The organism is Intestinimonas sp. (assembly GCF_026169115.1).
Taxonomy (GTDB): Bacteria; Bacillota; Clostridia; order Oscillospirales; family Oscillospiraceae; genus Intestinimonas.
In genome coordinates, this window is sequence record NZ_JAPFEA010000136.1 from 1 (window position 1) to 12446 (window position 12446).

Annotated in this window: 7 protein-coding genes and 1 pseudogene; all 8 read right to left on the reverse strand. The window is 51.2% G+C overall.

Annotated features, from left to right (window positions below):
• On the reverse strand, positions 1-5303 hold a 5303-nt coding region (locus tag Q0Y09_RS13290), incomplete at its 3' end, for a DUF6531 domain-containing protein (RefSeq protein WP_367184385.1).
• A 16-nt stretch (positions 5304-5319) separates the two neighbouring features.
• Positions 5320-6237 carry a PAAR-like protein gene (locus Q0Y09_RS11460; RefSeq protein WP_297721714.1) on the reverse strand — a complete coding sequence of 306 codons (918 nt, stop codon included), beginning with the start codon at positions 6235-6237 and terminating at the stop codon, positions 5320-5322.
• Positions 6238-6239: 2 nt separating this feature from the next.
• Positions 6240-6767 carry a hypothetical protein gene (locus tag Q0Y09_RS11465; RefSeq protein ID WP_297721716.1) on the reverse strand — a complete coding sequence of 176 codons (528 nt, stop codon included), beginning with the start codon at positions 6765-6767 and terminating at the stop codon, positions 6240-6242.
• 13 nt (positions 6768-6780) lie between these two features.
• Positions 6781-7830, reverse strand: coding sequence for a pentapeptide repeat-containing protein (locus Q0Y09_RS11470; RefSeq protein ID WP_297721719.1), 1050 nt, complete (start codon positions 7828-7830; stop codon positions 6781-6783).
• Positions 7831-7844: 14 nt separating this feature from the next.
• Positions 7845-9260, reverse strand: a complete 1416-nt coding sequence (locus Q0Y09_RS11475; RefSeq protein WP_297721722.1) for a contractile injection system protein, VgrG/Pvc8 family — start codon at positions 9258-9260, stop codon at positions 7845-7847.
• Positions 9253-9894 carry a hypothetical protein gene (locus Q0Y09_RS11480; protein WP_297721725.1) on the reverse strand — a complete coding sequence of 214 codons (642 nt, stop codon included), beginning with the start codon at positions 9892-9894 and terminating at the stop codon, positions 9253-9255. Before Q0Y09_RS11480 ends, Q0Y09_RS11475 begins: the two co-directional genes overlap by 8 nt.
• Positions 9895-9907: 13 nt before the next feature.
• Positions 9908-10678 (reverse strand): hypothetical protein, encoded by a 771-nt coding sequence (locus Q0Y09_RS11485; RefSeq protein WP_178711968.1) that lies wholly within the window; start codon positions 10676-10678, stop codon positions 9908-9910.
• 526 nt (positions 10679-11204) lie between these two features.
• Positions 11205-12446, reverse strand: a pseudogene (locus Q0Y09_RS11490) (hypothetical protein); the annotation flags it as partial.

Below are 12446 nucleotides of genomic sequence, written 5' to 3' on the forward strand. Positions count from 1 at the left end.
CCGGTGATGCGGCCCCACTCGTCCAGCAGGTACTTTGTCTCGCTGCCGTTCCCGTCCACGATGCCGGTGATGCGGCCCCGGGCGTCGTACTCCAACTCCTGGCTGGCCCCGCCCATGCTCACGATCCGCCGCTGGGCCCCGGCCAGGTCGTATTCGTACTTCACACCGCTGCCCACGCCGTCCAGCCGCTGGAGCAGCCTGCCATCTGCATCGTAGGTATTGCTCTGTAGCACGTGGCCGTCCGGGCTGAGCACCGTGAGCACCCGGCCCTGGGCGTCATAGGTGAACTGGAAGCCGTCGCCACTGTCCGTCTGAGCATCATACTCATTGGGGCGGATCAGCCGCACCACCTGGCCGTTGCGGTCATAAATCGTGCGCTGCACACCGCCGTCCCGCTCGATGCGCCGGATCTCCCGGTTGAGCAGGTCGTAGGCAATGCGGGTCTTGCGGCCCTGATTGTCCGTAATTTCCACCAGATTGCCTGCCGCATCATAGCCGAACTGCGTCCGGTTGTTGATCCCGCTGCGCTCCTCCCGGTGTGTCTCCGCAATCAGGCGGTTGGCCGCGTCGTACTCCCGCAGGATCTCGCCCCCGGCGGGGAGTTGGATACGGGTGATGTTTCCATTCCGGTCGTATTCATACCGAGTGCTGGCAAACTGGCTCCCGCACCCCTCCTGGTCCGCGCTCTGCTCCACCTCGATCAGCCGTCCCGCCGGGTCATAGTGGTAGTCTACCCGCTGTGTCAGTCCCTCACTGAGCAGCCGAGTCTCCCGGATGCGCCGGTTCAGGCCGTCATACTCATAGCGCACCACAGCGCCCAGACCGTCGCTCACCCGCACCAGCCGGTTTTGCTTGTCATACCCAAAGGTCAACGTGTGGATGCTGCCCCTGGCACTCTCCCCGTCCTGGAAGGACAGGAAGCGTTTCTCCTCCGTCCGGTTGCCGTTGGTATCGTAGACATACTGGGTCAGCCGGTACTGGACAGACCCATCCTCCCCCCTGGACACCGGTTCCCGCTTCTCCAGAAGCCATCCCGCCCGGTTGTAGGCGTACAATGTCCCGATCCGGGTCTCGTCGGTTTCTCCGGCCAAATAGCCCTCTGCGGAGATCTCTTTGACCACCAGGCCCCGCAGGTCGTAGACATACCGTTTCTCCACGACCCCGTCCGGGCTGACGACTTCCTTCAGGCGGCCCGCCGCGTCGTAGTGGTAGACATAGCCCGGGCCGTCATCCGCTTCAGCGTCATACTGTTCTGGCTCGATGACCTTCACCAGATTGCCCATAGCCTCATATTTCAGCCGCCGGATGCCGCCGTCCGGGTAGATGACCTTGATCCGCCGATCGTCGGTGTCGTACTCATACCGGATGCCCTGACCGCTCCTGGTGGCCGGATCATAGGTGTTTGGGTTGACCTCCATAGCCAGGCGCCCCGCCGTGTCGTGGGGCGTGGCAAACACGTTCCCCAGCGGGTCGGTGGAGCTGACACGGTGATCCATGGCGTCATACTCATAGCGGTAGCAGGACCCATCCCCCGTCTTTTCATCGTACTGGTTGGGTAGTACCTTGGCGATCAGATTGCTCAGGAGGTCATAGCGGTAACGGGTGGTGTTGCCCAGGGGATCGATCTCCAGCGCCCTGGCCCCCAGCTTGGTATAGCCGAACTGTACCTCGCCGGCGTCGCTCTGGATAGCCATACACTGCTCAACCTGGTTATAGCGGTACTGGAACACCGCTCCCTCCGGCGTGATAAGCCGGGACACCCGGCTGCTGCGCTCCCAGTATTCATACTGGGTCACATTGCCGTTTCCGTCCGTCATGGAAATCATGCGGCCCAATCGGTCATACTGGTAGGTCTGCACCCTGCGGCGCATGGCGTCGATCACCTGCTCCTCGCGGACACAGTTGTTGCGCTCATCGAACTGGGCGAAAAACTCCTCGCCATCGTTGTTCCACCAGTGGACCTGGTTGCCCCGGTCATCGTACTCGAACTCCCAAATCAGGCCGCTGGGCAGCTCCTGGCGCACCAGCTTCCCGTCCTGCCGGTAGGTCCAGTGGGTAATCTCGCCGTTGCGGTTCTTCTCCAGGATGCGGTTGCCCCACTGGTCATACTCAAATTCCCTGGTAGTACCGTCATCGTACTCTGTTTTTATCGCCTGCTTCTGGTCGTTGTAATGGTAAACTGTGCTGCGGCCGCTCTGCAGATTGTGATAGGTTGTCTGGCGTCTGGAATCGTTGTACAGGAATACATGCTCCTCACCATTTGCCAGATCCTGCCGGATCACACGTCCCTTTTCGTCATAGCAGTTGACAAGATAGTTAACACCGTTCTGATCCGTGACGGCAGTAATCAGGCCCCTGGTATCGTACTGGTAGCGCATGGTACCGCCATTGGGGTAGGTTACCGCAATCAGGTAGTCGTCGTCGTACTCATACTGGACAGAACGCCCCGCACAGTCTGTGATTTTGGAAACCTTGCCCGCCTCATAGGAAAAGTCCAGATACTGGCCGCTGGCGAGGGTCAGGCGCTGGATGGTAGTACCGCAATAGCTGATCTCCGTCCGGTTCCCATGTGAATCCACAATGGCGGTAAGACGGCCGTTTAGATCGTAGCGATAGGTCTTACCAGTTGTACTTTCCTGGATGGAGTAGCCCGCCTGGCTCTCTACCATGATATAGGCCAAGCTCTCACTCTTCGCATTCACCCAGCCCTGCTCTGTCCGCAGGAAATGCTCCACACTCAAATCATCCTTGAGCATGGCGGCCTCATCCGCTTCCACAATCAGCCGCATCCCAAGACTGCTCACCCAGCGGGTGCCAAGAAGCTGCTTTTCATAGCTGCTCACCGACTGGTGCCTGCGCATCAGTCGGAAATCACCTGCAATATCAGGTAGTATAAAGTCGGTTTGCTCCGCAATAAAACTTCCGGTAACTGGATCGACAGGATCTGCTAAAAGCTTACGAATCTTATTCAAAACATCACGCATGGCATTCGTTCCAGTTTTTGCAAGATCTCTGGCCGCAGTTGACACCTTAGTACCAATACTTCCGACTGTCTCACTTGCTGCCTTAGCAAATCTACCTCCAACACTTGATACGCCAGAAATGAGCCCCATTGTTACAGCGGAGCGCACATTTGTGAGAACCCATTGCCCTACTAAAGCGGCGTTTTCTTCCGTCCATCCTTCCTGCTCAATTTTTGAAAGGAGCTCTACACCTGATGTAGCGGTAACAACACCCATCGCTCCAATTGAGGCCAGTCCAAACAGTGCCTCTGTGCTTTTTACCGCATCTGAGATACGCTGGGCATTTTGTGCTGTATCGCTTAGTGCATTTACGGCTTTCCCTGCATCCGCTAACCAGCCAAACATATCGCCAAACACACCAAACATGGCCATGCCGGCGCCAATCGTATCACCGCGACCTACTGAAATCGAGGCGTCCAATACATTGGCGACAACGGCAACTCCCCATCCGATGCCAGGAATGCACGTTCCAATTGCGCTGATAATTCCCAAGCCAATCTGAATGCCATCCAGAATGGAGTCCCGCGTCGTTTGATTTGAAAGCTCCACACGCTCAAAATTTCCCCGATGTGAGCCATACATCTCATACTGCTTGGAGGAGAGCGCCATGATGCCATCGGCATCCATCTTGATCCAGCTCCCACCCTCTTGCGGAACAGACAACTGGAAGCTGTCAGAGGCACGAAGATTGATGATACCAGTCGTGGCTGGCGGCTCATCTTCCGGTTCCTTTGTAGGAACGCTCTCCTCAGCGCCATTCCCCGTAAATAAGCCTGCTACACCACTGATCGCCTGAACAAAAATGTTGCCCTGTGTCTGCTGCTGAACCATCGCCATGTACTGTGCCTGGCTCGCGGCTCTGTGGTCCTCTTTTGTATAGGTTGGGTGTTCTGCACTGCCCCCGCCATGGCCCACATAGTCACTGTAGCCAGACTCAAATGCGGCCTGCATTTCAGCACTCTTGCTCTCATGATTTAGCACAAAGCTTTCCAGCGTTTGAGGTCGGCTGACCAAATTGAAATTTTCCAGTGTATCAAAGAGAATGTCTCCTTTACTCTGGATCGTGATTCCTTCTTTACTTTTGAAGGTGATATGTGTTTTTTCCTCGTTTTCCTGGTCAGCATAGTCACGTCTAATCACAAATTCCAACTGATTCGAAGCTGCTTTTATCATGTGCCCCTGTGCCACCAGGGTACGATCCGCCGGTTTAGAAAAATCCGGCATTTCGCCACTCCACTTGCTGCCCAGACAGACAATGGTGCCATCGTTCTGATAATAGGCAAAAACCTGATCGCCCTTTTGGGGCATACAGTAGAAGTAGTTTCCAATGGAACTCTCATAGGGAATCCAGCGTGTTCCTGCGGCGGGCCCATCGTTGTTGAACCTCACCAGCACCTCCACACCCTGAACTTCCAGCACTTGGCCTGTCAGCACAGTGCTCAACAGGGTGGTCTTTTTCCCATTTACAGGCACCGCACCAACAGGATCAGTCAGCGTCAAATGGTTTTCCAGCAAGTCGCCATCACAGGTGATTCGACTCCCAATAACCGCATAGGTCCTCAACTCACCCTGTAATTCACAGCCGACACCAATCTCCAAATCCGGAGAAAGGCCCTGCTGCTTTGCCATTTGATAAGACAACGCTTCACCGCCCATACGTGCCCGCATGGTCATGAAGTCCACCAGATCCTTCTCTTCACTCTCCAATGTAAAGCTATCATAGGAAAAAATGGAGAAGGGCTCCAGTCCTATGCTGATATGTGGCTCCAGCGCCTTGCTGTCCGGGTACACATACAAACCATGCTCATTGGCGATCCGTACTGTAAACTCCCAAGCCGTTTCATTGTTCCGAGAGAGCATCTGGGTAATCGCTATGTCCTTTGGGATAGACACACGAACTCCACAGGGCTCCATCACAGAACGGATCACCTGTCCCAAGGTTTTCCCGGTATTTTGGAATGTCTCACTTCTGCGCTCCTGATCCGCAAGGCAGGAATATGTACGCGCCGTAATCAAAAGCTCCTGATACTGGGTGGCATGCTCCAGCTTCAAACCGACTGCCATGCCACTGAACACCGTGCCGCCATCCTGCGTACTGACCGTGATCGGTGTGTTTTCACACCGAAGCACATCCTCCTGGGTCACCTCTGCAGGGATGATAGCTCTCAGCGTCAACAGGCCGTGAGCATTCGTCATTCCAGCCACGTCAAGAAAAAGAAGCTTGACACAGGGAATGCCAAATATAAATTTTAGATTTCCTAACGCGCTGAATTCCTTCATCTTGATTTCACCCCGTTCAGGTCAAATGATCCAGCATATCGGTAATAATGGGAACAGCCTGCTTATCTGTTCCTCTGCTCTCCTGGGCAGATTTCTGACTTTGCGCCAGGGTAGAAGCTACCGCATCGCCAAGGGCAACACTGCCACTGGAACTATCACTCAGTTTCATAGATCCACAACCTGCCTCGGCGAGGGGAGAATCGTTATGCTGTAGGTATAGCTTAAATTTGTCAAACTGCACCTCTGAGCTCTTGTATGTATCCCTGCCGCCAGTAGTCAGGTCAGCAAAGAGCTGATTTGCCATATCAACGTCACCATTGGCGAACTGAAGCGCCTCTCTGTAACCATCTTTCATAAATTGGGCCGTTTCTGCATCGATTCTTCCCTCAGCCAACGCCTGATCCACAGATGCTTCCACTTCTGCGTTTGCCTGCTTCATGTCCGCCTGCACTTGCTCCTGAGTCTTCTCAGCGCCCTCTCCACTGTTATTTTCAGGCTCAGTGACTTCAATGGTTATAATTCCGCCGCGTTTGCAAAAAAGCTTTCCCTTCATCAGAAGGACTGGAGCACCATCGATGAGGTATCGATCATCCGTTTCATACCATACTTGGTCAATGATAGGGGAACACTTCTGGGTTGTAAAAAACTCAACCACACCATTCCAGAACTTCTCAAAACCCCTTTTTTCAACTGCTTCACCAGTTTCGATGTTCTGTTCCCGAGGAGTGCAGTCTCCAAAATGAATCACATTCACATCAGGCCGCCAATCATTTGCATTTAGAACTGGCTGTGCCTCTGGACCAAAGAGTACCCCATGACCGCCCCCGGCCTCCGCCACATTAAGCGGGTGACTCATAGAGCCATAGCTGCATTTGGCAGATATTAAGCGGTAGGCAAATTGATTGTCAGGCTGAATATGATTGGACCCTGACATCGTTACCTCACCTCCACAGGTGTTAAATCGACCCCATAGGGGGAACGTCGCAGAATACTTTCTGCGACGGAGAGTTCTACCACAACCCGGTACTCAAGCATTCCGCCGACACGGAAGATAGGCTCAGGGGGAAGACACATTTGGTTCAGCACAATCTGTTTCACTGAGCCATCCGGATACCGTTCCACATTTTCATGGAGACAGAAAGCCGGAGGGAAGTAAGGCAACCAATATCGATAGCTCTCCCGGCTGTCAAGCTCTCCTGCGAATAGCTGAATCATTTTTGCCTGCAAACCAGGGATATAGAGTGTAAAGAGCTTTTTTAGCTCATCGCTGACCAAAAAAGAGGGATCGCTCAGAACAGCCGGAAGTTCCTCGTGTGCTTCTGCACGGAAATACGCAACAATCGCCTGATCCAGATGGTCAAATACATCCTTTTCTGCTGCTTTTTGATACTGCTCTGGAAGCCCAAAGATAGAAAGCGGACGTCTAAGTCTGCTGCTGGTGCTTAATCTGAAGTAGGACTGCATAATTTATTCACCCCTAGATATTTGGCAAAAGGATGGCGAAATCAGATGCCTCCGCCAGGGTATTCTCCATCACAGTATAGGTAGTCGTGCATTGCTCCATTTGTCCGCCCCTGAGATCGCAATCAGAAAAGCGGACATGTTCCATGGATGTGAGCAGCATGGACAAGGCGCGGTACCAATCGTCCATTTTTTCTGACGCTATACCTGCTATAGAGGCAATTACGCGCTCAAACACCACATTTTCCAGGGTACACTCCCGAAACTGTGCCCCAGCGAGAAGTACATCTGCGAATATAACATTTTTGAAGCGGCACTGCTCAAACAAGCAGTCACCCAAAGATACTTCTTCAATCGTGCTGTCCGAAAATTCACAATTCCGAAAAACAGAACCTTTTAGATTGAATTTATAGAACTTCTTGTGTCGAAAAATCTTGTTTTGAAACTGATGGTGTGAGAACTGGCGTCCACGGCTGTTAAAAAGGTCAACCTCCGGGTATTCCGCAGCTAAAACAATCTTCCAGTCCAGAAATTCGCCAAACTCAATCCTAAACTCATCTCCTTTGACCAAGGCCCTAAAAGCTTGGTCATCCTTTATGGAGGCCATATGATATTTAAGGAGAGATCCCATCATGCTAAACAGCGGGCCAGTACACTTCCACGCAGCTTGTTCGGCCAAGAGCGGATAGCAGAATTTTTTGACCTCCTGCCGGTCTAGTACTGTCTGAAAATGGGCATTGATCTCTGACCACAACGGTGTAAGCCAGGGGGATTCCACAAACTGGGTAGTAAGCGGCCGGTCATATAGGAACCAATCTTGTCCATATGCATCCAAGCGGTATCCCGGCTTTCCACACAGCAATGCGGTGCGGAGCACAGAGATAGAAACACAAAACACTGGCTCTATATCACCTTGGCGCTGCTTCTGACACAGTTCTTTAAGAAATCCGGAGAGTGGTGAAACAAACCATTCCTCCGCATGGACAGATAGACGTTCCGCTAGCATGGTTACGGCTGTCCCAGCCGCATCCGCAAAATCCTGCTGTTTCAATACTGTATTGTCCATGCACATCCCTCTATTTATTCCACAATGACTTCTTTTCCCAAAAGGGTAATAGTCTCATCTGTAATGTCGATAAATGCCCGATCCGTCCCCAGGGATATTTTTTCATCTGCGATCAATTTAATTGTTTCTGCTTGAACTTTTACCTCGCCCTCCGCATTGATGTTGAGATCTTTCTTGCAGGAAATCGTAATCCCTTCATCTGGTGTAAGATCGATAAAAGCTTCCTCACCATCACACGAAATCTTAATTCCTTTCTCGGTCAGCTGGACACACTTCCCATGGGCCATCCAGACCTTATCTTTAGGGCTCTGCCCCATAAAGCGCGGAGCGGAACTAGCTGCAAACGCCTGGCCTTCATCCCCGGAAGGGAAGAATACCCGAACGGTATCGCCAACCTCCGGCATACAGTACCATCCGCTCTGGTCTGATGAAGAATACGCAGTGGAATACTCAAACCAGTGGTTGCCGCTAAATTTCGAATCAAAAGAAAACTGCACCTGAACCTTGCTTCCAGATACGTTCTTGACCTTACCAGTAAACATTTTCCCACTGCAGTTCTGGTTTGTTCCAGCAGAAACGGCAAGCCCCCTCACATCTGTTGTACTCCCGGCGGCCGGGGCCTCATTCCCCATTGGAAGCAGGCCATAATTCATTTCCAAAATGCCGTCCCGCATCTCAGCAGATACGCTTTTGACCGCATAAAACCTGGTATCTACTTTCACAAAATTTCCGACAAATGTATAGCAGTATGATCTCAGCCCAGCGTCAGAGGTATCCTCGCTTACCACAATTTTTTCCGGCGGAGTACTGTTGTTAAGAGTGCTCTTTGCCATTTGAAATACCGCGGTGCTCAAATCCTTGATCTGATCAGAGGGAGGAAGTCCTACGTAGAGGTGAGGTTCATCGGCCTGCACATCAGAAAAGACAGGTGCCCCCAGCTGGGAAGCCATGCGAATGCAGAAATCCCAATTTGTCTCATCGTACTGAACAATGAGTTTCCCGGTCTGCTTATCTGTAACGGTGATTTCCGCTGTTCCTTCTCCGGAAATACTTTTCCGAATCAAATCCCCATAGGTCGCCGTAGTGTCCTGATATGAACGCTGGTGTGTTTGAATATCCAACTTTTTGCAGGTCCCTTCCAGCACCACAGTAACTTTGGCATACTCGTTCTGGTGATTTACCGAAACATTCTTGACCACACCGCAAAACAGTCTGGCCGGCTGCCCAGACGCAGTAGTGACAACCTCTGTCTCACTGGATTCGTCCGTCCTTTGGGCAATCTCGTCTGCTCTTTCGTGATCCATCTCCCCAACGATGGTGCACTTACCAAATACGTTAGGGCCATCTTCAATCTGCACGTTCAAAATTTTAGTGAACGGGAATAGACCAACCGATATGTTCAGATGAGAAATGACCTCCATCTCATTCATCGTCGATCCCCTCCTCCGCAGCTTTCTTTGGAATCTTCAGTGTTTCCATCATTTCTTCCATGATTGGCTGGTACCGCTTTTTCAATCTGGAAGGGCAAGTAATACATCCAATCGTTGTCTTGCCATCCAACGCGAAAACAAACACTTTTCGATAGCTCGGCTCTGTAATCGCTTGCGCAATAGCATCAAACCAACGCACATAGATGCCGTGAATTACTTTTTTCCCTGTAGAAAGGATACGGATATTCGGGCCCACGGTCTTTACCGTATTTACCATATAGGGAAACATCTGCTCGATCCGAGTTTCATCACCTTGAATTTCCGTCAGCATAAAGGTGAGTCCAAAGGGAAGGTAGGGAAGTTCATAGACAAATTGAGGTTTACTCTCTATGAGAAACTGTTGCCTCACAGCGTCATCCGTTAGCTGCCCAAGATCTCTCGGCACCCGCATCACGATCCGGCCGTCCAGTAAATCCCTCTCCTCAAATACAACAGGGATTTTGGTAATGTGGGTCACCGGATCATGGATAGACTCTTTCAATTCCTCCGCAAGTGTGTCCTCAGAAACCCGTTGTTTATTAAACTCTTCCGCCTTCTGCCGCAGCCGCAGCAATTCTTCGTCCTGGTATGACATACCGCACCTCCGCTTAGTCCATCATAATGCTCCACGGGTTACGCCTGGAAGCTACTGTGTGCTGCTTGCCAGTAAATTGTTTCAGGCAATCGCTCAGCCCCTGGTACAGCCCGAGGTTAGACTGGCAGGAATAGTCCTTCCCCAGCTTAAAATGAATGTACGCCTCCAGGGCCTCAGCCTGGACTGGCTCTCTGGCTGAGAGCAGCATCATGCAGAAGACCGCGTCAGAGCCGTCCGCCCCCGCCGCCAAAGCCTCTCGCGCAAAGTGGGCGGTGATTTCCGGTGAGAGGGTGGGCCTTCCCAAGCCGCAGAACGGAGCATGGATGGTGTTCAGGGTATCGTACTCCGTCTCCCGATCTGCAAAGCTGGTATAAGTGTATCTCAGACCTGCGCCAGGTTGGAGCTTGAAGCGGCACAGCTCCAGATAGCGCATTTCGGAGGAGACTCTTTCTGTAAAAGTAAGTTCCATCTCGCGGGTCACGAAAGCGTCCGTTTGCACCTGATCGTGAAATACGATGTTGAGGACCCGGGTGGTATTAGTTGGAGTGTAATGAATCAGCTGCGGCTCCCGGATCAGATAAAGCTCACCCTCGTAGCGGATCACTCCCGGGTTGACCACGATGCTGTCCTCTGTTGTTGTCAGCGCACAGCCGCTCACGATTCCATCCGTGCAATTCTGATATAGAAGGGGCCCCAGGTGGTAGAGATAGGAGGAGAGCTCCACCATCATCTCCTGCTTTAAGATGTGCCCGCTATGAAATTCTGGAATTTTTTGTACCCACATAAAATTTTCCTCTCGTTCTGCACAGACAAGCCATAATTTAAGTGTCAGGATTTATCCGCTTTCCAAGATAATAATCAACCCTATAAAGAATTATTGCGATAGGCATAAAGTAAAGATATGCAGGAAAGATGGTCGTAAAGAGTTTTCCTAAAAAAAACATTAAAGGTGCGTCTTGTGTAATGGCTCCCAGCCTATAACCAGTTAGAAAAAAATACCCAACTGTTATCATTGGAAATGCCATGATATACCATATACATCCGATTAGTGGGAGCTTGTTGCGATCCTTATAATCTGCAGCTATAGTCAGTGTGCGGTCAATGTGTGGACTTATCAAAATCCCTTTTAGTTTGGGGCTTTTTATTTCATAGTAAAACTTGGATGTAACCAAGAAGGGAAAGTAAGCAGAACACGCTCTCCCTGTAAGAACTGATATGGCTACAAGGAATAGCCATAACAAACCGGATTCGATAATTGATTCAGCCATCGCTTCTGTTTCACCCACCATTTAACACAGTAAATTGAGAGTTCAATTAGCGGTCATAGTTCCATCTGCTTTTTTGTATAATTCATCGAGCAGTTCTTCTATAACAGATGCTCCCCACGATTCATCAATACTCGCTTTTATTGCCTCTAATATTTGACTAAATGTTTTCCGATCAGCTAGCATTCCATCTCCAGCATACCGATTTATTATGCCACCTGTTATAGCTGCAAAAATCATATCATCTAAACCATCTCCATCTACCCATTCAGACTGTGCACCAAGTGTTGCATTAAACAATATTTGCCACGCTGCATTTAATCCAGTTCCCGCCATCACCCCTGGGATTACACCAGAACAGGTTGCAGAATTGACATCATTCCAATTGATGTCAATATCAGCATACCCCGGTTTTTCAATAAAAGAACGAATGAGCTGAAATGTGAGGTTGCCCCCACCACCAGCAAGTCCCCCCACTATTCCGTTTCCTATCATAGTCGCAACAATTTGTTTCACAGTGAGTTGGCCTACATATGGAGCTGCAGCAACAATACTACGAAGCCCAAAAAGTGCTGCACCGCCAGTAAACAGCAACAATCCATTGAGTCCCCAGCCAATCGTATCCAATACCGCTTCTCCAGTAGAGCGCGCTTCTCCTCTCATCGCATCATGGGCTGTGCCTATTGCAGTCCCAACTGCCGCCGCACCCATCACGCAAGCAGCCGCAACTCCTATTGTCGCCAGAGCGACACCTGCGATTGCTGCTGCGACGACCCCGACAATCGCCAAGCAACCCACTACAGCCAGCCCAATAACGGCATTTCCGAAAAGCTGAACAGCCAGGTTGTCGCTTGTTTCGCCTGCTTGCAGCTCACCTTCAACGGGACCATTATCTTGGAACTCTCTTCCTTCCATATGAGTATCGCTTATAGAAAGGAAATCATATTGACCGGATTGGACTATGGAAGTTTCAACTGTTCCATCTACAATGCTTCCCTTTGCCATCGCAAACTCACCCATAGGAGCAGAAAATCCCGTAGTCTTCGCTTTCAGATAAACGACTTTCTGGGCCGCCACAGTGATTTTTTTGTCCGTCTTAACAAAGACACCCTCTTCATCGGCCAGCCGGATACTGCCGTTGGCCCCGCCCAGCAGGGACATCTCCTGGGGATAGAGATTCATCTCCTTGCCGTGCTCAGTGACAAAAGACCGCCTGGACGGATCGCTCATCCGGTCGCAGCTCGCCCCGTTGGTACGCACGCAGTTCACCGCCATGGCCGCCTGCTC

What these genes read in the sequence shown, in the direction of transcription:
- Q0Y09_RS11460 (WP_297721714.1), bottom strand. Translation starts at nt 6,237, where the DNA reads ATGTCAGGGTCCAATCATATTCAGCCTGACAATCAATTTGCCTACCGC.
- Q0Y09_RS11470 (WP_297721719.1), bottom strand. Translation starts at nt 7,830, where the DNA reads ATGGACAATACAGTATTGAAACAGCAGGATTTTGCGGATGCGGCTGGG.
- Q0Y09_RS11485 (WP_178711968.1), bottom strand. Translation starts at nt 10,678, where the DNA reads ATGTGGGTACAAAAAATTCCAGAATTTCATAGCGGGCACATCTTAAAG.
- Q0Y09_RS11480 (WP_297721725.1), bottom strand. Translation starts at nt 9,894, where the DNA reads ATGTCATACCAGGACGAAGAATTGCTGCGGCTGCGGCAGAAGGCGGAA.
- Q0Y09_RS11465 (WP_297721716.1), bottom strand. Translation starts at nt 6,767, where the DNA reads ATGCAGTCCTACTTCAGATTAAGCACCAGCAGCAGACTTAGACGTCCG.
- Q0Y09_RS11475 (WP_297721722.1), bottom strand. Translation starts at nt 9,260, where the DNA reads ATGAATGAGATGGAGGTCATTTCTCATCTGAACATATCGGTTGGTCTA.